Annotated in this window: 19 protein-coding genes; 16 read left to right on the top strand and 3 right to left on the bottom strand. The window is 53.5% G+C overall.

Features of this window, described 5'->3' with window-relative positions; genetic code table 11:
* Positions 1-118: 118 nt before the first annotated feature.
* The 3 genes from A3842_RS15525 to A3842_RS15515 all read right to left on the bottom strand — a co-directional run bounded on the left by A3842_RS15525 (position 119) and on the right by A3842_RS15515 (position 2868).
* A complete protein-coding gene (locus A3842_RS15525; RefSeq protein WP_074101985.1) occupies positions 119-430 on the bottom strand; it encodes an antibiotic biosynthesis monooxygenase in 312 nt (103 codons plus the stop codon).
* A 34-nt stretch (positions 431-464) separates the two neighbouring features.
* Positions 465-1184 (bottom strand): 3-ketoacyl-ACP reductase, encoded by a 720-nt coding sequence (locus A3842_RS15520; RefSeq protein ID WP_074087374.1) that lies wholly within the window; start codon positions 1182-1184, stop codon positions 465-467.
* A 112-nt stretch (positions 1185-1296) separates the two neighbouring features.
* Positions 1297-2868, bottom strand: coding sequence for an FAD-dependent oxidoreductase (locus tag A3842_RS15515; protein WP_074102017.1), 1572 nt, complete (start codon positions 2866-2868; stop codon positions 1297-1299).
* A gap of 192 nt (positions 2869-3060) precedes the next feature.
* Between A3842_RS15515 and A3842_RS15510 the strand changes: the two genes are divergently transcribed.
* The 16 genes from A3842_RS15510 to A3842_RS15435 all read left to right on the top strand — a co-directional run bounded on the left by A3842_RS15510 (position 3061) and on the right by A3842_RS15435 (position 23887).
* Entirely contained in the window at positions 3061-3462 is a 402-nt protein-coding gene (locus A3842_RS15510) for a Fur family transcriptional regulator (RefSeq protein ID WP_074101984.1), read from the top strand.
* Positions 3463-3698: 236 nt separating this feature from the next.
* Positions 3699-5690: a methyl-accepting chemotaxis protein gene (locus A3842_RS15505; RefSeq protein ID WP_074102016.1), complete on the top strand. Its 1992-nt coding sequence runs from the start codon at positions 3699-3701 to the stop codon at positions 5688-5690.
* Between the two features lie 92 nt (positions 5691-5782).
* Complete coding sequence (locus A3842_RS15500; protein ID WP_074087372.1) at positions 5783-6598, top strand: uroporphyrinogen-III synthase; 816 nt, start codon at positions 5783-5785, stop codon at positions 6596-6598.
* Positions 6599-6636: 38 nt separating this feature from the next.
* Positions 6637-7269: a ThuA domain-containing protein gene (locus tag A3842_RS15495; protein ID WP_074101983.1), complete on the top strand. Its 633-nt coding sequence runs from the start codon at positions 6637-6639 to the stop codon at positions 7267-7269.
* Between the two features lie 98 nt (positions 7270-7367).
* Positions 7368-7715 carry a phasin family protein gene (locus A3842_RS15490; protein ID WP_074087370.1) on the top strand — a complete coding sequence of 116 codons (348 nt, stop codon included), beginning with the start codon at positions 7368-7370 and terminating at the stop codon, positions 7713-7715.
* Positions 7716-9386, top strand: a complete 1671-nt coding sequence (locus A3842_RS15485; protein WP_074101982.1) for an ABC1 kinase family protein — start codon at positions 7716-7718, stop codon at positions 9384-9386. It abuts the gene before it with no gap.
* A 407-nt stretch (positions 9387-9793) separates the two neighbouring features.
* Positions 9794-11680 carry a DEAD/DEAH box helicase gene (locus A3842_RS15480; RefSeq protein ID WP_083609601.1) on the top strand — a complete coding sequence of 629 codons (1887 nt, stop codon included), beginning with the start codon at positions 9794-9796 and terminating at the stop codon, positions 11678-11680.
* A 202-nt stretch (positions 11681-11882) separates the two neighbouring features.
* A complete protein-coding gene (locus A3842_RS15475; protein WP_083609600.1) occupies positions 11883-12839 on the top strand; it encodes a D-alanyl-D-alanine carboxypeptidase family protein in 957 nt (318 codons plus the stop codon).
* A 592-nt stretch (positions 12840-13431) separates the two neighbouring features.
* A complete protein-coding gene (ltrA, locus tag A3842_RS15470; protein ID WP_074101981.1) occupies positions 13432-14724 on the top strand; it encodes a group II intron reverse transcriptase/maturase in 1293 nt (430 codons plus the stop codon).
* Between the two features lie 580 nt (positions 14725-15304).
* Complete coding sequence (locus A3842_RS15465) at positions 15305-16876, top strand: FAD-dependent oxidoreductase (protein ID WP_074087368.1); 1572 nt, start codon at positions 15305-15307, stop codon at positions 16874-16876.
* A 190-nt stretch (positions 16877-17066) separates the two neighbouring features.
* Positions 17067-17402 carry a DUF3243 domain-containing protein gene (locus A3842_RS15460; RefSeq protein WP_074087367.1) on the top strand — a complete coding sequence of 112 codons (336 nt, stop codon included), beginning with the start codon at positions 17067-17069 and terminating at the stop codon, positions 17400-17402.
* Between the two features lie 182 nt (positions 17403-17584).
* The gene (locus A3842_RS15455) at positions 17585-18604 is read left to right on the top strand and encodes an LLM class flavin-dependent oxidoreductase (RefSeq protein WP_074101980.1); all 1020 of its coding nucleotides are present in this window, start codon (positions 17585-17587) and stop codon (positions 18602-18604) included.
* A 114-nt stretch (positions 18605-18718) separates the two neighbouring features.
* Positions 18719-19195: a glutathione peroxidase gene (locus tag A3842_RS15450; RefSeq protein ID WP_074087365.1), complete on the top strand. Its 477-nt coding sequence runs from the start codon at positions 18719-18721 to the stop codon at positions 19193-19195.
* Between the two features lie 243 nt (positions 19196-19438).
* Complete coding sequence (locus tag A3842_RS15445) at positions 19439-21079, top strand: formate--tetrahydrofolate ligase (RefSeq protein WP_074101979.1); 1641 nt, start codon at positions 19439-19441, stop codon at positions 21077-21079.
* A gap of 329 nt (positions 21080-21408) precedes the next feature.
* Positions 21409-22773: an FAD-dependent oxidoreductase gene (locus tag A3842_RS15440; RefSeq protein ID WP_074087363.1), complete on the top strand. Its 1365-nt coding sequence runs from the start codon at positions 21409-21411 to the stop codon at positions 22771-22773.
* 286 nt (positions 22774-23059) lie between these two features.
* Positions 23060-23887, top strand: coding sequence for a formate/nitrite transporter family protein (locus A3842_RS15435; RefSeq protein WP_074087362.1), 828 nt, complete (start codon positions 23060-23062; stop codon positions 23885-23887).
* Positions 23888-24069 lie beyond the last annotated feature (182 nt).

Raw genomic sequence — 24069 nt, 5'->3', positions numbered from 1 at the left:
ACGGCAGAAACGCCGTTAACGGGCGCGCCGCTGCCTCCGCAGCGAAGGCGTTTCTGCAGGCCGCTGCCGGTTTCTGCGCGATGAAGTCTGATCCGCGCTCCTTCCACCACCCGGAAGCCTACTCTCCTTGCGTACGGCTGAGCAGCAGCTCGTATTTGTCGAGCGAGGCTTCAATAATGTTCTCGTTCTTGCCGGCGCCGCGGTGAGACTCGCGGAAGGCCGGGCTGGTGGTCCAGCCCTTGAGGGCGTCCTCATCCTCCCATGTGGTGCATATTTTCAGTTCTTCTACACCGTTCTTGGGCGCGCCATGCCATACCTCCAGGCGGATGAAACCAGGCATGTCCTGTACGCCATTAGTTTGGCCAAAACGCCTGGCCAGGCCATCTCCATGGCCTTCTTTTACCTTAATGGTATTCGTTACTACGATCATGTCCAGTCCTCCTTCAAAAGGTTAATTCCCCCGTTTACTGCGGATTAGTAGTCCATATTCCTGCAGTTTTCAGGAAGACGCGGTCCGGCAGCTTCAAGGCGGCCAGCGTGAGCTCAGCTACATCCTCAGGCTGCATCATCCGGTCCTCGTCGCCAATCTTCAGGCCTGCATTCTCTGCCAGTCCGGTGTTAACGGTGCTTGGGGTGAGTGCAACCACACGGATGTTGTGCTTACGGACTTCCTGTGCCAGCGCTTCTGTCATGCCCATGAGCGCGAACTTGGAAGCACAGTAAGCAGAGCCGGTGGCAAAACCCCGCTCTCCGGCTGTAGAAGAGATGTTGATGATATTGCCGCTGCTGCGCTCAATCATTGCCGGCAGGGCTGCCCGGGTCACATAGTAACTGCCGAAGAGGTTGATCTGCATATGGCGCTCCCAATCTGCAGGGTCCATCTCCAGAAAAGTACCGAACTTGGCGATACCGGCATTGTTGATCAGTGCATCGAACGCACCGAGGTCATTCTGCAGGGCAACTACGGCCCGCTCTGCTTCCTCGCGGACAGCAATGTCTGCCACTGCAATGCTCACCTTGACATCATACACTTCGGTCAGCGCCGATCTCAGTGCCTCCAGATCAGCCGCTGTTCTGGAGATCAGCCCCAGATTTGCGCCTTCTTTGGCCAGTGCCATAGCCAGAGCTTTGCCGATCCCTTTGCCGGCACCGGTAATGACAATACTTTTTCCTCTCAAATCCATGATCTAACGTCACGCTCCTTTGCAATACTTATTAATAGGGCTGCTATTCAGCTCCCATTATACCCGAGCGGGAATGGAGAATCACGTCTCAGACAGGAGGGGGCGCTTCAGCTTACTCCCCGGACTCCAGCCTGGTGAGCGGAAGTGTCGCCGGACCTTCCAGCACATCTCCTTCAAAAGAGAAGCGGGAGCCGTGGCAAGGGCAGTCCCACGAGCGTTCTCCCTCGTTCCACTCCGTTTCGCAGCCCATATGAGTGCAGGTTCTGTCCACCAGATGCAGATGTCCCTTAGGGTCTCGGTATGCCCCAACGCGCTTGCCGTCATGAAAGACGACTGCACCTTGATCCGGCTTCAGATCATACGTCTTTTTATGGACAATCTCTACCTTGCCTGCTACCAGCTCCTTAGCGACATTGGCGTTTTGGACGATGAAATTTTTGATCGAAGGCCGGGCCTTGAAGCGTGAGGGGTCGAACAGTTCTGTGTAAGGATTGCCGTGCCGCTGGATACCGTCAGCAATCAAGCGCGCTGCCAGGGTTCCGGTAGTCATGCCCCATTTACGGAAGCCGGTGGCAATATATATTTCCTCATCCTCGGCGGTTTTGCCGATATAAGGCACACGGTCCAGAGTAACCAGGTCCTGGGTCGACCACCGGAAGGGAATACCCCGGATACCCAATAGCTCGCCGGCGAACTTCTCCAGATTCTCATAATGGCCGAAGGTGCAGATGCCTTGTCCGGTTTTGTGGTTGTCTCCGCCGACAATGACCAGTTTTTTGCCATTCCATTCCACTGCCCGCAGAGAACGGGCGGGAGTTCCGGCACTTAGATACATTCCACCCTCATAATCGGTTTCCGGATCAATAGCCAGACAGTAGGAGCGTTCTGCATGCAGACGGGAGAAATATAGTCCGCCGCCGTCATAAAAAGGAAAGTGGGATGCGGATACAGCATGTCTGCATTTGATGGTATGCTTGCCTTGTTCTGTATGCAGTGTAAGCGTGCCGCCATCCTTATCCACTTGTTCCCCAATCATCGTATGTTCGTAGATTATCCCGCCCTTATCCAAAATAACGTCCAGCAGTCCCTTAAGGTAGTGGAGCGGATGAAAACGGGCTTGGCCCGGAAGCTTAATGGCACCGTCCACGCTCAGGGGAAGCGAAATATGATCCTGCCATTCACCCGGAAGTCCGATCTTGCCATAGGCCTCGAACTCCGCCTCCAGCTGCCTCAGCGTCTTCTCATCCCCCTTGTCGGCATAGAGATAAGCTGTTTCGCGTGTAAGTCCGCAGGACAGGTTCAGCTCTTGCGCCGTTTGGATGATCCATTCCAATGCCTCACTGTTTGACTGGAAATAGAGCCGGGCTGCTTCTTCCCCGAAATCCTTGACCAGATCATGATAGATCAGTCCGTGCTGGGCGGTGATTTTGGCGGTTGTAAATCCGGTAGTCCCGGCAAATAGTTCCCCCGCTTCCAGTAGCGTCACCTTATATCCTGCCTTGGTTAGCAGGTAGGCCGTGGTAATCCCGGTAATTCCGCCGCCGACAATCGCAACATCGGTATCGTGGTTTTCTGCAAGAGGTGGAAAGGAAGGTATCTCGCTGCTGGCTCTCCAGAACGATTGCGGATATTGTGGAAGACCCTGCGGGAACTGTGGTGTGCTGTTCGAACTATTCTCTTTCAAGTCAATCTCCTCCATTACTGTAAGACTCATTTCATTTATTACCACACTCTTACCAAAAGAAACCCTGGTGCAGGGGGGGGGATGCCTGATGAAAGTAATGCGCGCGGTATTTCTGCATGCTGACCTGCCGGATTGACTATGTCATCCTCTGGATTTATACTTGGTCTAAAAACAAATTAGAGGATGATAAAGATGAAGACCCTGAATCTGACCTCCCAGCGTCAAGCCGTGTATGATATTGTCCGGGGTTCACATGACCACCCCACTGCCGCAGAAGTAATGAACAGGCTGGTAGAGCAGGGACATAATCTCGCCTATGGGACCGTATATAACTCTTTACGCTATCTGTCGGACAAACAAATGATCCGCGAATTGAAGCTGGGTGAGGCCGCCAGCCGATATGATGCCCGTCTCGATGATCATCAGCATATCCTCTGCGAGGTTTGCGGCGCGGTGGATGAGGTTATGACCCAGGTGCCGCAGGAATGGACAGACAGGGTCAGTGAGGAGACAGGCTATTCGATTACTCATGCGCATGTGGTGTTTGGAGGGGTATGTCCGTCCTGCAGAAGCAAAATGGGTAAGAGGTCTTAAGCACTGGCTGGAAGTGAAAATTAAATTCCGGAAAATCATGAACATATATAAGAAAAGACCGTTTTCATGGAAACGGTCTTTTTGCTGTGTTTATATGAAAATTCTACAAATTAGTATGATAATACTGAAGAGTTGGTAAATAAAAAAGGGTTTGTTTGGCTGATATATAATTATATATTAGGCTGAAGATCAATTCATACTTAAGACCCAAAAAGAAAGTGAGCGTGAACATGCATATGAAACACAAGTCCCGTTTAACCATCCGTATGAAGCTGATTACTACATATTTGCTTGTTCTTCTGGTACCGAGCATGATTATAGGCTGGCAAACCTACGATTCAGCCAGCAGCAAAGTGGAAGGCCAGCTTATGAACAATGCTAAGGAAAGTGTAGCGGCAGTAAATGAAATCATTGACGCGAATATTCAATCCAAAATGGATGATATCCAATATTTTGCCAAGAAGGTTTCCTCCGCATCTCTGAATGGAGAACAGTCTGGAGACGCTGGTGCTGCGGTAAAAGAAAGATTGAAGGAGTATGCCGTGCTTCACCCTGATGTGCTGGATATTTATGTCGCAACCAGCCGGGCGAAGATGGTGCATGCCGCGGATGTCAAGTTCCCGGTAGGGTATGACCCGCGCAAGGAGAATGCTTATGTAAATGCACTGAAGCACGGGAAGGGAGCGGTGATTTCACCGGCTTTCCAGACGGTTAATAATGAAACAGCAGTAGCGATTTCCGCTGTGCTTGAAGATGGCGGAGGAGTGATGACTCTGAACCTCAACCTGGCTGAGCTGGCGAATCTGACAGACATTAAGGTGGGTCAGGAAGGATACATCTTCCTTATCGACAGCAGCAAAAAGTTTCTCGTACATCCAACAGAAAAGATTGGGCAGGAATCCTCGCTTGATTTTGTGAAAGTGATGTTTGAAGGAGAGGGCGGTTCATTTGATTATACCTACAAGGATGCCCCCAAAAAGATGACGTATCAGGTAAACGAACTCACCGGCTGGAGAATCGGGGGGACCATCAGCAAAAATGAGGTGACTGCTGCCACGAGCGGGATTCGGGACAAGGCTCTGATCGTAATCTCCATCTCGGTGCTGCTCGCACTGGTGCTGATCTATTTCAATGTGTCCTCTATCCTGAAGCCGCTGACTCGTCTGCGCAAGGCAACAGAGATTATTGCCCGGGGAGACCTCTCGGAAGATATTGGTGACTTCCATAGAGATGAAATCGGACTCCTGGCAGATAATTTCCGTTCCATGGTCGTAAATCTGCGCGATATGATCATCAGCGTGCAGGAGATGACGGACAATGTATCTGCCTCCGCAGAAGAATTAACCGCCGGGGCGGAACAGACAACCAAGGCCATTGAGCATGTAACAATAGCGATTCAGGAAGTAGCGGCAGGCACGGAGCGGCAGGTGCACAGTGTGCGTAAAGGAACGGAGAGTACAGCCGCAACCGCAAACGAAGTGGCGCAAATCTCCGGATTCATGGAGCAGGTATCGGTAATGATGGATAAAACCTCGCTGTCCGCAGCGGAGGGGAATGACTCTGTGATTACTGTTGTAGACAAAATTAACGGCATTCATGAAACGGTAGAGGAGCTCAGCGGTGTGATCGACAAGCTGAATAACCGCACCGGCCAGATTCACGGAATTGTCGGTGTCATTACCGGCATTGCCCGCCAGACGAATCTTCTGGCTCTCAATGCTTCCATAGAAGCGGCCAGAGCCGGTGAGCAGGGCAGGGGCTTCGCTGTTGTGGCATCGGAGGTCCGCTTGCTGGCCGAGGAATCAGAGAAATCGGCGCATAGGATTGCGGAGCAGATTTCTTCCATTAACGCTGAGATGCAGCAGGCAACGGTGACGATGGAGGATGCCCGGGGCAAGGTGTCAGAGGGGATTCTTGCGGTGGATTCAACGGGGCGTTCCTTCTCCCGCATCCGCAGAGCCGTTAAGGGGGCAGCAGAGAAGATTGAGGCTATGAAAGGAGCCGTTGGCACGCTGACGGCAGAAGCTGTCAGTATGCAGGCAGCCATTAGCGAAATCCAAGGAATCTCCCAGGAGGCAGCAGGTAATACGGAGACGATTTCTGCAGCTGCCGAGGAGCAGCTCGCTTCAGTGGAGGAGATCGCATCTTCATCGGCCGATCTTAGTCATCTTGCTGAAGAATTGCAGAAGCTCGTGGGACGTTTTAGGTTGTATTCGACAAAATCATAAGCTAAGAATAGCTTTGCATCTTTTCTTTTTCCGCCCTTTGCAAGTATACTGATAAGCAATAATGTTTGGGCTGATGAGGGGGAGAAAGGAATATGGCAGAGCAATTGCAGGGGATTACCGTCGCCCTGGCGGGTCCGCGCAAAGCGGAGGAAATGGCCAAGCTGGTGCAGAACATGGGTGGCACCGCACTGCATCGGCCTGCGCAAGGCACCGTGTTTCTGGATGATGAGGCGCTGCGGGAGGGAATCACCGCCTGGACCGCTCATCCGCCGGACCTGGCTATTCTGACGACCGGGATGGGGCTGGAAGCCCTGTTTGATATGGCATTGCAGATGAAGCTGGAGGATCGCTTTCTCGAGGTTCTCTCCGCTGCGCCGATAGCGGCACGTGGCTACAAGACCGTTAATGCGCTGAAGAAGCGCGGGCTACAGCCTGAGGTGCGTGATGACGACGGCAGTACAGCCGGAGTGATACGGGGCCTCAAAGGCTGGGATCTTCGCGGCAAATCGGTTGTGGTGCAGCTGCACGGAGATCCGGCCCCTCATCTGGTATCCTGGCTGAAGGATGCTGGAGCATCCGTCCTTCAAGTGGAGCCTTACCGCCATACCCCCCCGGAGCCGGGGGCACTTGCTCTTTTGTATGACGATATCGCTCAGGGCAGAGTCGATGCTGTAGCCTTCACGAGTGCTCCGCAATTCCGCTTTCTGGCCCAGTATGCCAGGGAGCAGGGGGCGCTGCAGGAACTCGTGCAGGCTTTTGCAGACAAGGTACTGGCTGTTTCTGTAGGCCGGATTACCTCGGAGTCCTTGAAAGACGAAGGGATCACGCGAATTGTGATGCCTGAGCATGAACGGATGGGCAGCATGTTCGTGGAGCTTGGCAAGTACATCGCAGCACAACGCTATTAATTACTACTACAGATACAGAAAGAAGGAGGAGGCCCCCTATGGACAAGAGAAAATGTCTGCTTTTGGGTGACTATACCCATCCCCGGTTCCATCCGCTGCAGGGTGTGGATAAACAAATTAGTGAAATCCTGAATGATCTGCTGATTGTTCAGTGTTCGGAGAATAAAAAGCTGCTGCTCAGCGAGCATCTGGCCGGGTATGATCTATGCATCGCATACAATGAATTATGGAATGAGACGGTCTCCCCCCAGCAGACTGCCGGTCTGCTGAGCTATGTAAGCGGCGGCGGCGGACTGATCGTCCTCCATACCGGAATCTCACTGGCCAAGCGTAACGAGCTGGCGCAGCTGATCGGCGGCAGATTTACCGGTCATCCGCCGTATGCTCCGCTGAACTTCAAAGTGCTGGAGCATGACATTACGGAGGGTATTGAAGATTTTCAGCTTGATGAGGAGCCGTACACCTTTGAATTCGACCCATTTACGGACAAAACCATATTGCTAGAGTATGAAGCGGAAGGTGAGATGCGGCCGGCGGCCTGGTGCCATAGCTTCGGGCTTGGGCGGGTAGTATTTCTGATGCCTGGTCACCATGAGCCTTCCTTCACCCATCCAGCGATCCGCCAGCTGATCCTTCGGGCAGCCACCTGGGCAGCACGGATTCCCAGATAATGATCCTGACAACGGGCTTCAGCAGTCTTAAGCTTTGTGAAATTGCCCGCTAAAGGGTATACTTTATCCATAACTGGAATCATTGGGAGGAAAGTGCCATGAGTGATTTGTTCAAGAAAGCAATCTCTTTAGGAGTAGGCCTCACCATTGTCAGCAAGGAAAAGGTAGAGAAGGTAGTCGAAGAGCTGGTGAAAAGGGGCGAGCTTGCGCCGTCCGAATCCAAGGCTCTGGTGGACCGGCTTGTGGAGCGGGGCGAGGAAGAGCGCGGGGTGTTCAAGTCTGCGGTTCATGAGCAGGTTGAGCGCGTGCTAAAAGAACTTAAGATCCCTGTCCAGAGTGACGTTGCCGAGCTGGAAGCACGGATTGCAGTCCTGGAACGCCGTGTGGCCGAACTGGAAGGCTCTCCTTCCCCGGAGGAGACATTGCCGGAAACGCGTACGGATTAAATGGCGGTACGTATAAGACATGCCGGACGGTACCGGTCTATTGCCATGGCGCTCATGCGTCATGGCTTCGGTTATATGGTGGAGGAACTCGGCCTCTACCACCTGCTGTCCCTTCCACGGCGGATGATTACCCAGGAGGTTCACGAGAGTCTGACGCTCGGAGAGCGGATCCGCCGGGTGCTGGAGGATTTGGGGCCAACCTTTGTGAAGCTGGGCCAACTGGCCAGCACCCGCTCTGATCTGCTGCCCGATTCCATTATTCAGGAACTGGTGAAGCTTCAGGACAGTGTCCCACCGTTCTCGGCGGAAACTGCGCGCCATATTTTGGAGCAAGAGCTTGATCAGTCTATTGATGAGATGTTCAGTTACTTTGAGAATGCCCCGCTCGCTGCAGCTTCCATCGGCCAGGTCCACCGGGCCGTCCTGCATGGAGGACAGAGTGTAGCGGTCAAAATACAGCGTCCTGGTGTCATGCGGACCATGACAAGGGATCTGGAGATTCTACAGGATCTCGGCGCCCTGGCCGAGAGAAGGATGGACTGGGCGAAACAATACGGACTTACCCGGATGGTCGAGGAATTCTCCCGCGCCTTGCTGGCCGAACTGGACTACGGTCAGGAAGGGCGCAATGCGGAACGGATTGCAGGTCAGCTGACAGAACAAGATCAGGTCTATATCCCGGCAATTTATTGGGATTACAGTTCTACCCGTATACTCACGATGGAATATGTGGAAGGAATTACACTGAACCATCGTGAGGAGCTGCAGCAGAAGGGCGTGAAGCTAAAGGCGCTTGCCCAGCAGCTCGTGGAGATGATGCTGAATCAGATCTTTATCCATGGTTTTTTTCATGCCGATCCCCATCCCGGGAATGTCATGAGGATGGATGACGGCAAGCTGGCACTAATTGATTTCGGTATGGTAGGACGGCTTAGCGAAGAAATGAAGGACAACCTGTCGGCGCTGATTATCGCGCTGATGCGGAAGAATACCGACTCCATGGTGAGGGCCATCCTGCGGCTCGGTGTCATTCCTGAGGAGGCCGACCGGCTGGCGCTGCACGATGATATGGACCGGCTGCGTGAAGCCTATTATGATATTCCTTTCAATCAGGTAAGCATCGGCAAGGCACTGAACGATCTCTTTGGCATCGCCCGCAAGCACCGGCTGGTTATTCCGCCGGACCTGGCGATGCTGGGCAAGACGATGCTGACGCTGGAGGGTGTCGTCGGTAATCTTGATCCGGCCTTTAGCATTGTGCAGATGGCTGAGCCTTTCGGAAGGCGGCTGGTGAGACAACGGTTCAGCGGCAGCCGCCTCCAGCGCAAGATTCTCAGCGGAGTAGCTGATCTTGCAGAAAGTCTGGTAGAGCTGCCTGCCCAGGCCAGACAAATGTCTTCTTTGATCAGCAAGGGTAAGCTGAAGGTAGAGATTGGGCTGCCGGAGCTGAAGGGAATAGAGCAGAAGCTGAGCCGGGTAGGAAACCGCTTATCCTTCAGCATTGTACTCCTTGCCTTCAGCATCATTATGGCTGGTCTGATTGTCGCTTCCTCGCTTCGCGGAGAGCCCTCTATGCTCTGGGATTTCCCGATTGTTGAGATCGGCTCCGTAATTGCCGCACTGATGATTCTGTGGCTGCTGTACTCTATCTTCAAGTCAGGGAGATTCTAGCGAATAAATATTCTTCGATAGTTGCACACAAACCCTGCTGGATCAAGTACAATATATAGGTTAACTTCTTAATCCTATAAGAAGCTATTCGTAAAGAGTGTAATGGAACGCAAATGGAATGCCGTCTGAACGTCCGGTGGATCGCTGCTGCCCCAGAAACCGAACCTTGGACCGCACATCTGCAGGGCAAAGGGCGGCTAGTGAGACGGAAGGGCTCCGGGTGACGGGGTTCTTCCGCTTTTGTTTGAAATGGTTCCGTCCCATAACAGGACGGGAATTCGTTTCTGCTTGAATATGTGGCTATAGGCCGCTGGCGGCAACTGCAACATGCCTACATTACTCCAGAAAATGGATGACTATAGTGTTATGAATTGAACAACATTAAAGAAAATTGTGAGGTGGAGACTATGCCGGGTTTTAAAGAATTGGGAGTATCTGAAATATTGAACGGCCTGCTTCAGGGTCAGGGCATTGTGAAGCCTACGCCAGTTCAGGAAGAAGCCATTCCGCCGCTGGTTCAGGGGCTGGACGTTATTGCCAGAGCCAAGACGGGAACAGGGAAGACACTCGCGTTCCTGCTGCCGATTATGGACAAGATCCGTGTGGAGCAGGCGTATCCGCAGGCGCTCATCATGGCGCCGACACGCGAACTGGCACTGCAGATTACGGAAGAAGCACGCAAGCTGGCACGCCATACCGGCGTGAAGATTCTGGCGGTTTACGGCGGTCAGGACGTGGAGAAGCAGCTGCGCAAACTGGAAGGCGGCAGACATTTGATTATCGGGACTCCGGGCAGATTGCTGGATCATATGCGCCGGGAAACCCTCGATCTGAATGGAGTCAAAATGCTCGTGCTGGATGAAGCCGACCAAATGCTGCATATGGGCTTCCTGGAGGATGTGGAGACGATTATTACGGCTGTGCCTTACCGCCGCCAGACGATGCTCTTCTCTGCGACGATGCCGGATCCGATTAAACGGCTGGCCAGCAACTACATGAAAGAGCCGCTGGATATCATTATTAAAAGCGGTTCACCTATTCCACTGGACAATATCCGCCAGCAGGTCGTGGAATGCTCGGACCGTAACAAGGAAGAGGCGCTAATCGCCCTGATCGAGCGGGACCGTCCGTATCTGGCGATTATTTTCTGCCGGACCAAGCGCCGGGTCTCCAAGCTGAATGAAGCGCTGCAAGCGGCCGGGTATGATTGCGACGAGCTGCACGGCGATTTGTCGCAGGGTAAACGCGAAGCGGTCATGAAGCGGTTCCGCGAAGCTAAGCTGCAGCTTTTGGTTGCTACGGACGTCGCCGCCCGCGGTCTGGACGTTGAAGGCATTACCCATATCTTTAACTTTGATCTGCCGCTGGATGCGGACAGCTACATTCACCGGATCGGCCGGACCGGCCGCGCAGGCGGCAAGGGACTGGCGATCACGTTCTCTTCGCCGCGCGAACGCGCCGGGCTCGACCTGATCGAGCACGGCATTTCCCAGCGGCTGGACCGCCGCCGGTACGAGAAGGATGAATTCGGCGTAGGCGAATTCACCTCTGTGCAGGCTGGCGGGGGTTCGCCTCGCGGCGGACGCCAGAACGCTGCACCGGAAGCGGCCCGCGCTGGACGCGGCGGGCGCGGCCAGGGGCGCAGCGGCGGAGCACCGCGCGCTGAGGCCGGAGCACGGCCGGGCGGACGCGGCCGTGGCAAGGAAGCAGGCGGCTGGGGCGCGCCTGCAGAAGGACGCAGCCGCGGCGATGCGGCTGGTGGCAAGCGCAGCGCCTATGGCGCGGCTGCGCCAAGGGACGGCGGGCCCGCCGGCAAAGGCGCGGCGAAGCCAAGAACGGGCGGCGGCTACGGCAGCTTCGACGCCCGCAGCAACCCGGCTGCAGGTTCTGCAGCCGGAGGGAATGCCGCCGGCCCGCGCGGCGGCAGAGGGGCCGCCGGTTCGGGTGGCGGCCCAAGCAGCGGCTATAGCGCCAATGTCTCGCGTGGCGCGGATGCCGGAGGCTTCAGCTATGGAGCCTCCAAAGGGGCAGGCTCGGGCGGCGGGTATAACCCGGGCGGCGCTCAGGCCAGCCCTAAGCATAGAGCGAATGTGGCCCGCAGCAATGACGCCGGCGGCTGGAGTTCGGCAGCGCCAGCCAAAGGCGGCGGCTCACGCGGCGGCTCCAAAGGGAGCAAGGGCGGCAAAGGCGGCTTTGGCTCGGGTGGACGCAGCGGCGGTGGAAATGCCTCATCGCGTGGCGGCCGTGGCAACGGTTCCGGCGGCTCGCGCGGGGGCCGCGGCTCGTCCAGATAAAGGCGCTGGATTTCAGTATTGTGTTACCCTAGGACGGTCAGCTTACGGGCTGACCGTCCTAGGGTAACATTTTTTTTCGCCTGCCTGCTGGCCTGGCTAGTTATGTTTAAGGTTTTGAAACATTTTGGATACAATGCTTGTCTATAATGGATAGAGCACCAGGTGAAACATTCATCAACCTTTCTGGGAGGAAACACGGCATATGTCTAAGACTGGAAAAATCGTTATTTTATTTATCATCGTAATCGCTGTGGGCTGGGGAATCGGTAAATACACCTCACCTTCGCCTTCGGCTTCACAGGAAGAGGGAGCGGCTGCTGGTGCGGGCAATGATCTTCAGGCACAGCCAAACACAGCTCCTGAGCCTTCAGCCGTGGCCTCTGATACTCCGGAGGAGACAGGCGCGAACACGGGGAGCGAGCCTTCAACTGCACCAACTGACAAGCCGGACAATTCAGGCAATCAGGCAAGTGCAGAACCTTCACCAACCGCAACCGCAATCGCAACCGCAACTGATAAACCCTCGGATGCAGGAAGCAGCGGTTCAGGCGACCCGTCGGCGGAGCTTACGGCTGCGGAGCCGGAGAGCCTGGAGGCAATCATTAATAAGCAGTACAAGCTTCCGGACGGCTATAAGCCAGCTGACCTGGTCTATCCGGACGTGCCGTTTATTTTCTCTGAAAAGATTGAAAAGCGCATGATGCGCAAGGCCGCGGCTACCGCGTTGGAGAACATGTTCGCAGGAGCCAAGAAAGACGGCGTACACCTGGCCGGGGTTTCCGGCTACCGTTCAGAAGCTACACAGACCCGGTTGTTCAACAATTATGTAGCCAAAGATGGGGAAGAGAAGGCCCGCACCTACAGTGCCGTACCTGGGCACAGCGAGCATCAGACGGGTTTGGCTATCGACCTTTCCGGCACTAACGGCAAATGTGCCGCGGAGAGCTGTTTTGCCGGAACAGAGGAAGCCAATTGGCTTGCAGCCCATGCGGCGGAGTACGGCTTCATCATCCGTTATCCTGAAGGCAAGCAGGCCATTACAGGATACATGTATGAGCCTTGGCATGTCCGATATGTAGGCAAGGACATTGCCGCATCCATCGCGGAGAGAGGCATTACGCTGGAAGAGTATTTTGATGCGGTTCCGGTGTCGAAGTAATGGAGTTGTTGAATGTTTTACAGGCACTGCAGCCCGCCGCAAGGGGGAGGCAGTGCTTTTTTCTTTGTTGGCGTGCCCAGAGGCACGCATTATCTAGTTGGTGAAAGTCCAACCCAAGCCGCCTTTGTAGCTAGGATGCTTGCACATGGCGAAATCTGTGTGTAAAAGCGCATCGACAAAAGTACCGGTCGGAGATCGGGCGAGCAACAATCCAGGCCGCAACATGAAGTGAATCCTGCCGCGTCGTCAAAAAGGTCCTGCGAAGGGGAAAAGAGGGAGCCGAGTCTCGCGACTATAGACGAAGGCCAAGGAAACTGTATAGAACTTGGAACAACAGTGAAGAACCCTCCGGCGTAAAGGGAACGGCATGGTTTGAAAGATAATGCAGTGAACTGGGGAGACCCTCCCCCACACGGATTTTTTTTTTTTTAGGAACCCGTAAAAAGACGCTCTATAAGTCCAGAAGATGAAGTGAACCGTCAGTGGGAAGGGAGTCCGAGGGGCTCATAGTACCGAAGAACCTAAGGACAACATAACCTTAGGGAGGGAAGGAGCCCTGCTTTGTTTACGCTTTTGGAGGAGGTACGAGTGAGTGAATGCCAATCGGCTAACAACACCCAAGGAAAAAGTTCAAGAACTCCAAGAAAAGCTAGGTCATGCGGCCAAGGAGAACAACAAGCGTAAATTCCATGCGCTGTATGACAAAGTCTACCGTTGGAATGTGCTGTGTGAAGCCTGGAAACGGGTGAAAGCGAACAAGGGAGCTGCCGGAGTAGATGCCATGACGCTCGCGGATATTGAGAAACAAGGCGAAACGCAATTTCTCAAAGACTGCGAGCGAGCATTAAAGGAAGGTAACTACCACCCGCAGCCTGTACGGCGGCACTATATCCCGAAGAAAGACGGAAAGCCGAGGCCGCTGGGCATACCGACGGTGCGCGACCGAGTGGTGCAGATGGCAACCAAACTCGTGATTGAGCCCATCTTTGAAGCAGACTTCAAAGAAGTATCCTTCGGATTTCGCCCGAAGCGAAGTGCGAAAGGAGCGACAGATCGAATCCGGAAAGCCTGCAACCGCAAAGGGAATGGGGTAGTCGACGTCGATATCCAAGGCTACTTCGACAATATTAATCAAGAGAAGCTCATGAAACTGATCCAAATGCGTATCAATGACAGGCGGATCTTGAAACTAATACGGAAGTGGCTTCACGCGGGGGTTATGGAAGAAGGAAACGTAAGGCGATCCGATGTAGGTACACCGCAAGGTGGCGTGATTTCCCCGCTTCTGGCGAATATCTATCTGAACTACTTTGACCGGCTGTGGGAGAAACACGGAAGTGGAGTGGGAGAGTTGACAAGGTATGCAGACGATCTGGTGGTGGTCTGTAAAACGAAAAAGGACGCCGAACATGCGTATGAGCTCATACGCAGAATGATGGAACGTCTGGAGCTCACCCTACATCCAACCAAAACCCGCATCGTCGGCCTATGGACAGGAGACGAAGGATTCGACTTCTTAGGGATGCACCACCGGAAAACAAAAGCAGAAACGTCTCAAGGGAAGGTGTACTATACCACGCAGCAGTGGCTAACAATGAAGGCAGAGGAACGTATTCGAGGCGTGGTCAAAGAAAGATTAGCACCGCCGGGCATGCGTTCTAAATCGTTCGCGGAACAGGTAGCATGGCTCAATCCGAAGATACAAGGATGGAGAAATTACTATTACACGAACTACAGCCAAAAGAGATTAGCGAAACTGGATTGGTATATTTTGCAGCGATTAACCCGGTGGTATGCAAAGAAGAGGCAACGAAGAAGATGGATGGGGTCATTGAATGAAGTTAGACACATTGCCAACCAATATGGATTAAAAACGTTATTGTAATCCGCATGCCCATGAATGACGAACATCGGAAAGCCGTATGAGGGAAAACCTCACGTACGGTTTGATGAGGAGGGGCTGGTTAAACCCAGCCCTTTACTCTAGTGGAACGAACCGGAAGTCAAAAGGGTAGCGTGTGGGGATCTGCAGGAAGTGGAGTTAGTACACTTAAATAGGGGGAAATGCGTCCTGTATAGGGGATAGTTGGAAAAAGTAGACTTCATTTAAGCGAATTCATCTGAAAAGATGGAAATCGGTCGGATTAGGTTTCCTTTTTCCAATTAACGCTTACGCAGTAGTGGGACGAGACAGCATTAGGTTCACTTTTTCCACTTGGACTTGCCGCCAAATCTAATGAAGGCCCTCCAGGCCGCTTTATATCAGAAATCATATAGCGGCTACGCTGTCCTGTTCATGACCAGTAGGCTTTATAGCAATCTTTGTAGCTGCCGATGTACAATTCCAGCCTGTTTCTAAGCCCACTTATAAATATAAGTTGTTAAAATATCATTCCAAACTACATATAAGTTAGAGGCAGGGAAATACAGCACTCATTTTCTTTCAATTATGGAGGAGGAATGAAATGACCAAGCAGATTCAGGCAGATGTTGTTATTATTGGCGGAGGGACGGGAGGCTGTGCGGCCGCTCTGGGTGCTGCCAGATCAGGACGGTCGGTAGTAATGACCGAGGAATATGATTGGATCGGCGGACAGCTCACCAGCCAGGTGGTGCCGCCTGACGAGAACCGGTGGATCGAGCAGTTGGGCTGTACGGCAAGCTACCGGACTTATCGCAATGCAGTGCGCGATTATTACCGCAGATTATTCCCGCTCACAGAGCAGGCGCGCGCCCGGGCGGCCCTCAATCCCGGAAATGCCTGGGTCAGCCGGCTCTCTCATGAGCCGCGTGCCGCGCTGGCTGTACTCCGGGATATGCTGGCCCCCTATGTACATAGCGGGCGGCTGCAGATATGGACAGGATACAAGCCCGTGCGGGCAGAGACAGACGGCGATGATGTGATTTCAGTAACCGTATGCGGTCAGGATGGGGAGAAGCTCGTCCTGACCGGCAGCTACTTTTTGGATGCGACTGAAGAAGGGGATGTGCTGCCGCTGGCAGGCGTAGAGTACGTAACGGGCGCCGAGTCCGCTGCAGAGACCGGGGAAAGGCATGCGCTTGCGGGTCCGGCCGATCCGCAGGATATTCAAGCGTTTACGCATTGTCTGGCAGTAGACTATACTGAGGGCGAGGATTATACGATTGCCAAGCCGCGGGAATATAACTTTTGGAGAAGCTACCAGGCCGATTTTTGGCCTGCTCCGCAGCTCAGCTGGACGGTTCCTTCCCCTTCGACGCTAAAGCCTGTAACCTACGTGCTCTTACCGGAGGAGGGGGGGAATCCGCTGTTTACTTACCGTAGACTGGCGGACCGCAGTAATTTTCAGCCGGGGGTCTACCAGACAGATCTCAGTGTGGTCAACTGGCCGCAGAATGACTATTGGCTTGGGTCGATTATTGACGTTTCTCCCGGGGAAAGGCAGCGCCACCTGGAGCATGCGAAGCAGCTTAGTCTTTCCTTGCTGTACTGGATGCAGACGGAGGCGCCGCGCAAGGATGGCGGCATAGGTTATCCCGGCCTGCGTCCACGCCCCGATGCTACGGGGGCGCCGCATGGCCTTGCGCAAGCTCCGTATATTCGGGAAGGACGGCGAATCCGGGCGGAGTTCACCATCCTGGAGCAGCATCTGAGCCCGGCAGACCGCCCGGACGGCCGGGCTGAGAAATACCCGGATACGGTTGGCATCGGCAGTTACCGGATTGATCTTCACCCCAGCACCGCGCTGCGGACCTTTATCGACATTCCTTCACTGCCGTTCCAGATTCCGCTGGGAGCGCTGATCCCGATTCGGGTGAACAACCTGATCGCTGCTGCCAAAGACATTGGGACCACGCATATCACCAACGGCTGCTATCGGCTTCATCCGGTGGAATGGAACATTGGAGAGGCTGCTGGCATGCTAGCCGCATATTGTCTGGATAACGGGATCACCCCCCGTGAGGTACGGAATTCTCCCCAGCAGCTGAGCAGCTTCCAGACCCGCCTGCGCAATAACGGCTTTGAGCTGGAGTGGCCGTCCATAGGTGCGGTCTAGATTGGGCAAGGGACGAAGTACGGTCTGTATCTCTGTATTTTCTGTAGGGGTTGGCGGAAAAGTTCTCGCCTGCTGACCATGCTGTGGCTGCCTTTTCCATTGAAGGCAGCCATCTCCCGTTGATTCATCTGTCTGACCCTTGGTTAAGTAGTGGGAAACCATGAATTTTCCAGCGGAAGGGGAATTTCAGATGTCGGAGCATAATCATGTTGTAGATAAGGACGGAAATGTTGCGCTAGGCAAAGTGAATGAAGCCCTGGACCGGATTGACCCGGAACAGAAGGAAGTCATTTTGAACAATTTTGAGGATTTCAAGGCCTATTTAGGAAAGCGTATTCATCTGGCTCGGAAAATCGGTCTGGGTGAAGAGCAGCTGGCGGTGGCGGCGGAAAAAATAGCCGACTATCTGGCTGACCATGAAGAACCCCGTAATAGCGAGGAGAAGCTGCTGCAGGAGCTGTGGAAGGTGGGCAGCAAGGAAGAACGCCACCGGCTGGCCCATATGCTGGTGAAGCTGGCCCGGTGAGCCGGGCAGATGCTGCTGCACTGGCATCTCAGTGTGAGCTTGAAGATTTCCGCCCTGTACGGGGCGGTTTTGTGCGAATGAGAGCCTCCGGAAATCATGGTGAAGGCGCGGGGAACGGGATGATATAATGGAGATAGCAATGGTTATCACCCCCTATTACCTGACTTGGAGATGCTCAGTCTATGAAATTAAGCATTTTGGATCAATCACCCGTCTCTGAGGGCTGCACGCCCGCTGAGGCAATCGCCCAGACCGTAAGCCTTGCCAGAGAGGCTGACAGGCTGGGCTATCACCGTTTCTGGGTCTCCGAGCATCATGCCGCACGCGGACTGGCCGGTTCAAGTCCCGAGGTGCTGATGGCCCATCTGGCTGCAGTAACCTCAACGATCCGCATTGGTTCAGGAGCCGTGTTGCTCCCCCATTATAGCGCGTACAAGGTAGCCGAGAATTTCCGCGTACTTGAAGCTCTATATCCCGGACGCATCGATCTAGGGGTGGGCAGTGCTGCAGGAGGCGGGGCACTTGCTGTAAGAGCGCTTCAGGAGAACCGGACAGGCGGTGCGGAACTTTACGAATTGCAGATCATGGATCTGCTCAGCTATCTGTACGGCGGTCCGGATGCCGCACACCGTTTTGCCGGGCTTTCGGCCAGCCCGCAAGTCAGCACTGCACCGGAGCTTTGGCTGCTCGGGTCCAGCAGGGACAGTGCCGATCTTGCCGCAAGGCTGGGCACCCGCTTCGCCTATGCCAGATTCATTAATGGTGACGGAGGCGGGAAGACGGTCCAATCCTTTCGGAACAGCTTCCACCCCTCCCCCGCAGCCGCTGCTCCACGGGCGCTGGTATCGGTGTTTGCTGTTTGTGCCGGGACTTCCGTAGAAGCAGACCGGCTGGCTGCCAGCATGGATTTGTCGCTGGTTCTGCTGGAGAAAGGCCATGTCTCAACAGGTACACCTTCAGTAGAAACCGCTCTGGACTACACCTATACACCGTACGACCGCTTTCGGATTGAGGAGAACCGCAGGCGGACGGTCCTGGGATCGCCGGAGGAGGTGCGGCAGCAGTTTATTGCGCTCATGGAAGAATACCGCTGCGAGGAGATTATGTTCGCCATGCCGATGCACGGCTTGGAGGACAAGCTGAAATCTCTCCGGCTGATTGCAGATGCCTGCGGATTGTCCCGAACGGAAGGGGATCATTAGCTTGTCCGGGCACAATGCCTTTATTTTGTATTCCTCCGGCAATAGGGTAAGATAAAGGTTGGCTTACAGAGCATAGCCGGTTGATCAATCCACGGATGAAGGGAAGGATGCAGAATGTCTATTTACAGTTTTGCCGGGGTGAAACCATCGGGTACAGAAGTGCCTTTCAAGGACTATGAAGGCAAGGTGCTGCTGATTGCCAACACGGCCAGCAAATGCGGACTTACACCACAGTACGGGGATTTGCAAAAGCTCTATGAACAATACGGAGACCAAGGGCTTGTCGTATTGGGTTTTCCCTGCAACCAATTTGCCGGACAGGAGCCCGGAACCAGTGAAGAAGCGGAAGAGTTCTGCCAGATTAACTATGGCGTGAAGTTCCCTGTTTTTGCCAAGGTGGATGTGAACGGGCCGGATGCCAGTCTGCTCTTTCAGTATTTGAAGGGCCAGCAGCCGGGTGATGGCGAGAGCAGTGATATCCAATGGAACTTCACTAAGTTCCTCGTGGACCGCAGCGGTAATGTGGTAGCCCGTGTAGAGCCTAAGGAATCGCCGGAAGGCATGAAGGCACAGATCGAAGCCCTGCTCTAAGATGCGCATTTTTTTCGAATCCTAGCCGCTTCGCTGTCTTTTATTAATTGAATGTATACCTACACCCCCTGAATGACGGCGTTTGCTGTGTTAGGGGGATTTTTCAGTTACGGCTTATGAAAATTATCCTTGACGCTTTTCACAGACACTGTATTCTTTGAAGAGGAATAAGGTACATCATGGGGAATGGAATAAAGGGCAGAATGAAGCAGGATAATAACGGCAGGAGGGTTTTATAAGGGCATGAGATTAATTACAGAGGTGGCATCGGCAGCAGGAATTCATGAAGAGCATCTGGAACTGTACGGCAAATATAAAAGCAAGCTGTCGCCATCTCTATGGGACGAGCTTAAGCACAAGCAGGACGGAAAGCTGGTGCTGGTTACTGCAGTGAATCCGACCCCGGCAGGTGAAGGTAAAACGCTGACGACGATCGGACTCTCCCAGGCGCTGAACGCAGTGGGAATCAAGACAGTAGCTGCACTGCGTGAACCATCCCTTGGTCCATGTCTGGGCATGAAGGGTGGAGCAACAGGAGGGGGCAAGGCACAGATTGTTCCGGCAGACGAGATCAACCTGCATTTTACGGGCGATATACATGCGGTAACTTCGGCGCATAATCTGCTGTCGGCTATGATCGACAATCATATTTTCCAGGGCAATGCACTGGGACTTGACCCTCAGCGTATAGTCTGGAAGCGCGTAATGGATATGAATGACCGCAGCCTGCGCAGCATTGTGACTGGCCTCGGCGATGGCAACGGTACCGTGCGGGAGAGCGGATTCCAGATCACGACGGCCTCAGAGATTATGGCCGTACTGTGTCTATGCGATGATCTTACCGATCTCAAAAACCGGCTCAGCCGCATGCTGGTCGGATATGACCAGTTGGGACAGCCGGTGACGGCAAAGCAAATCGGAGCAGTAGAAGCCATGGCTGCGCTGCTGAAGGAAGCCGTGAAGCCTAATCTGGTGCAGACTCTGGAGGGGACGCCTGTTATCGTGCACGGCGGACCGTTTGCCAATATCGCGCACGGCTGCAGCAGTGTAATCGGTACCCGTTATGCCTTGAAGCTGGGGGATGTGGTAGTGACGGAAGCGGGGTTCGGTGCGGATCTGGGCGCAGAGAAGTTCATGGATATTAAATGCCGCCAAGCCGGACTCACTCCCGCTGCAGCTGTGCTGGTAGTGACGGTGAAATCGCTGAAATACAATGGCGGTGTCCGTAAAGATGAGCTGTACACAACCAACCGGGCAGCATTGCTCTCCGGTATTGCCAACATGGAGCGTCACATTGAGAATTTGGGCAAATTCGGCGTTCCGGTGCTTGTAGCGCTTAATCACTTCGAGGGCGATGCCCCTTCGGAGATTAACGATGTCCTGGAGGCTTGCCGCCGTCTGGGTGTGCCGGCAGCCATCTCCAAAGTATGGGCGGAAGGCAGCGCCGGGGGGCTTGAACTCGCCCTGGAGCTGAAGAAGCTCTTGGAACAGGGAGAAGGTAAGCCCTCGGCTTTCGCTCCTTTGTATGAGGACAATTTGGACATTCCGGCCAAAATCAATACAATCGTTACCGAAATCTACCACGGTGCGGAAGTGTCCTTCTCGCCGGCAGCGAAGCGCAGCCTGAACATCATAGAGAAGCTTGGCCTGCAGCAGCTTCAGGTTTGTATGGCGAAGACCCCATACTCATTCTCGGACCAGCCTAGACTGCTGGGAGCACCCGAAGGCTTCACCATGGGTGTCCGTGATATTACGCTGTCGCTTGGAGCGGGTTTTGCGGTGGTCATCACCGGCAATATGGTCACTATGCCCGGACTTCCGGCCAAACCGGCGGCAGAGGGTATACAGGTAGACGAGGATGGCGTTATTAACGGCCTGGAATAAATCAAAGTCATCTTGATTCAAGACTTCAGCCCCCATATCTCTGCGACTTAAGCAGAAGTATGGGGGCTTTGCTGCGCGGTTTGCCGGCTTAAGGGTTCCCTGCTCCTTCCTCTCCTCTCCAGACATAATGTGCTCGCCCGGAGAGAAACTAATGCAGACGCACCGGAAATACGGGGACGATATATCTGCATCAAATGTGAACAATGTGAGAAAAATCACAAAAAGGCTTGTAATGTGAGAAAAATCACAATATAATCAACGCATAAAGTGAAATTAATCACATACAAACACAAATAAATGAAATGCCCAATTTGGAGGAGGAACAAACCATGAAAGTAGCAGTCGTAGGATGTACCCATGCCGGAACCGCAGCAATCGTCAATACCGCCCAGCTTTACCCGGATGCCGAGATTACCGTGTATGAACGCAATGATAATATTTCTTTCCTGTCATGCGGGATCGCGCTTTATGTGGGTGGAGTCATTAAAGACCCGCAAGGGCTTTTCTACTCATCGCCGGAGAAGCTTGCGGAGCTAGGCGTCAAGACGAACATGCGCCACGAAGTTATCGGGATTGATACCGACCGCAAAACATTGCGTGCCCGCAATCTGGCGACAGGCCAGGAATTCGATGACTCCTATGACAAGCTGATCATGACTACCGGCTCATGGCCGATTGTTCCCAAGCTGGAGGGCATGGAGCTTGACGGTATTCTCCTCTCCAAGAACTACAATCATTCCAACACCATCATCGAAAGAGCGCAGCAGGTGGACAGAATCACTGTTGTCGGCGCCGGGTATATCGGAGTCGAGCTGGTGGAGGCTTTTCAAATGAATGGCAAACAGGTTACGCTAATTGACGGCGAGGACCGTATCCTGAGCAAATATCTGGATGAAGAATTCACGACTCCTATTCAAAAATCGCTGGAGGATCACGGAATCACTCTTGCACTTGGCGAGAAGGTTAGCTCGTTTGTTGGCGAGAACGGCAAAGTGACCAAGGTAATCACTAGCAAAGGCGAGCATGAGACCGACCTGGTTATCCTCTGTATCGGATTCCGTCCGAATACCGAACTGCTGAAGGGTAAGGTGGATATGCTGCCTAACGGCGCGATTATCGTCAATGACTATATGCAGACCAGCCTTCCGGACATCTATGCCGCCGGTGACAGCTGTGCAATTCATTATAATCCAACCGGCAAACATGCTTACATTCCGCTGGCCACCAACGCTGTACGCATGGGAACACTGGTAGCCCGCAACCTGGTATCGCAGACGATCCCATACATGGGTACACAGGGAACTTCGGGAATAAAGATTTATGAAGATAATATTGCCGGAACCGGGCTGACAGAGGATGCCGCTATTGCAGAAGGAATGGATATCGAGAGTGTTCTGCTGACCGACAACTATCGTCCCGAGTTCATGCCAACCTTTGAGCAGGTTCAGCTAAAAGTGGTCTATGACCGCTCGACCCGCCGCATTCTCGGCGCACAGATCATGTCCAAGATGGATCTGACACAGTCGATCAATACCGTGTCAGTGTGCATTCAGAATAAAATGACTGTAGACCAGCTGGCCTTCATTGATTTCTTCTTCCAGCCGCACTACAACAAGCCTTGGAATTTCTTGAATACAGCGGGACTTCAAGCCCTGCCTGCAACAGTTGCCCGTAAAGAAACCGTAACTGTCTAAACCTAAGGCTGCCCCCGTTAGCCGGAGCCGATTTTGCGGCTCCGGCTTTTTGCTGTGCTCTGGCATTTTGGGGTAACGGAAGTTGACTCCCGCAGAAAATGGGGAATTCGTCTCTTCTGAGATAAAAAATATTCCGCAGCGGATGCTTTTGTGGTAAATTTGACATGTCAGTGAAAACTTTCACTTAGTTTTTACAAGAGTGATATTTATCACGTAAATGTGTTAGTTGACACGCTACAATGGCATAAAGGAACAAATTTTAAGTAATTCGAAGGGGATAGGAATCATGGCTTATAACAAACCGCAGGGGATTGCCGAAGTCACGGTAGAGAACGGAATTAAGAAGGCGCATAATTCACTCAGTACCGTACTTATTCTTGGCTTCTTGGGGGGAGCGTTCATCGCGCTCGGATTTTTGCTGGACATTCGCGTTATCGCAGGCGCACCGAAGGAATGGGGCTCTATCGCTAACTTTATCGGCGCTTCCGTGTTCCCGGTAGGTCTGATCCTGGTGCTGCTGGCCGGAGGGGAACTGCTGACCGGTAATATGATGGCTGTGCCGCTGGCTTTTATGGCGAAGAAGATTTCGCTATGGGAAATGTTCAAGAATCTGGTGCTGATTACAATCAGTAATTTCGCCGGTGCCTTGTTCGTCGCTTATTTCTTCGGCCACGTTGTTGGCCTCACTGCAGATGGCGTGTATCTGGATAAACTGGTGGATATGGCCGGACACAAGATTGATGCTACCTTCCTGCAGGCCTTTGTTTCCGGTATCGGTTGTAACTGGCTCGTTGCCCTGGCGGTATGGCTCTCTTACGGAGCGGATAATTTCAGTGGTAAAATCCTCGGGATCTGGTTTCCGACTATGGCGTTTGTAGCTATCGGCTTCCAGCACGTTGTAGCTAACATGTTCCTTATCCCTGCTGCTATTTTTGAAGGTCACTTTACCTGGTCGCAGTATTTCGGCAATTTCGCTCCGGTCTGGCTGGGCAACCTGACAGGCGGCGCCATCTTCGTCGCTTTTGCATACTGGATGGCTTACCTGCGCAAAGCGCCAGCGGCTATTCAATCGGTGGAAGGTATTTCTGCTGCCGGTGTAAAAAAACACGCATAAAATACTAACGGTCCGCATGGGCTGGATGGTTATACAGACACTCCCTGATATCTATTAGGGAGTGTCTTTTTGTATCTCAGACAACACAAAATTCGCCGTGCATATCCGACTCGGGGGAACGAAATCGGGCTCACGGCGAATTCATAGGGAGTGTTTCATATGCTCTATTACCCTGACATAGT

It is taken from the genome of Paenibacillus sp. P3E, assembly GCF_001909045.1.
GTDB classification, from domain to species: Bacteria; Bacillota; Bacilli; order Paenibacillales; family Paenibacillaceae; genus Paenibacillus_AQ; species Paenibacillus_AQ helianthi.
Note: the sequence above shows the minus strand (reverse complement) of the source record. Positions and strands in the feature narration are given on the sequence as shown.

Bases quoted from the DNA above. Each gene is read 5' to 3' on its own strand.
- A3842_RS15505 (WP_074102016.1), top strand. From the start codon at position 3,699: ATGAAACACAAGTCCCGTTTAACCATCCGTATGAAGCTGATTACTACA.
- A3842_RS15475 (WP_083609600.1), top strand. From the start codon at position 11,883: ATGTCTAAGACTGGAAAAATCGTTATTTTATTTATCATCGTAATCGCT.
- A3842_RS15460 (WP_074087367.1), top strand. From the start codon at position 17,067: ATGTCGGAGCATAATCATGTTGTAGATAAGGACGGAAATGTTGCGCTA.
- A3842_RS15450 (WP_074087365.1), top strand. From the start codon at position 18,719: ATGTCTATTTACAGTTTTGCCGGGGTGAAACCATCGGGTACAGAAGTG.
- A3842_RS15445 (WP_074101979.1), top strand. From the start codon at position 19,439: ATGAGATTAATTACAGAGGTGGCATCGGCAGCAGGAATTCATGAAGAG.
- A3842_RS15520 (WP_074087374.1), bottom strand. From the start codon at position 1,184: ATGGATTTGAGAGGAAAAAGTATTGTCATTACCGGTGCCGGCAAAGGG.
- A3842_RS15485 (WP_074101982.1), top strand. From the start codon at position 7,716: ATGGCGGTACGTATAAGACATGCCGGACGGTACCGGTCTATTGCCATG.
- A3842_RS15465 (WP_074087368.1), top strand. From the start codon at position 15,305: ATGACCAAGCAGATTCAGGCAGATGTTGTTATTATTGGCGGAGGGACG.
- A3842_RS15440 (WP_074087363.1), top strand. From the start codon at position 21,409: ATGAAAGTAGCAGTCGTAGGATGTACCCATGCCGGAACCGCAGCAATC.
- A3842_RS15435 (WP_074087362.1), top strand. From the start codon at position 23,060: ATGGCTTATAACAAACCGCAGGGGATTGCCGAAGTCACGGTAGAGAAC.
- A3842_RS15500 (WP_074087372.1), top strand. From the start codon at position 5,783: ATGGCAGAGCAATTGCAGGGGATTACCGTCGCCCTGGCGGGTCCGCGC.
- A3842_RS15510 (WP_074101984.1), top strand. From the start codon at position 3,061: ATGAAGACCCTGAATCTGACCTCCCAGCGTCAAGCCGTGTATGATATT.
- A3842_RS15480 (WP_083609601.1), top strand. From the start codon at position 9,794: ATGCCGGGTTTTAAAGAATTGGGAGTATCTGAAATATTGAACGGCCTG.
- A3842_RS15490 (WP_074087370.1), top strand. From the start codon at position 7,368: ATGAGTGATTTGTTCAAGAAAGCAATCTCTTTAGGAGTAGGCCTCACC.
- A3842_RS15525 (WP_074101985.1), bottom strand. From the start codon at position 430: ATGATCGTAGTAACGAATACCATTAAGGTAAAAGAAGGCCATGGAGAT.
- A3842_RS15455 (WP_074101980.1), top strand. From the start codon at position 17,585: ATGAAATTAAGCATTTTGGATCAATCACCCGTCTCTGAGGGCTGCACG.
- A3842_RS15495 (WP_074101983.1), top strand. From the start codon at position 6,637: ATGGACAAGAGAAAATGTCTGCTTTTGGGTGACTATACCCATCCCCGG.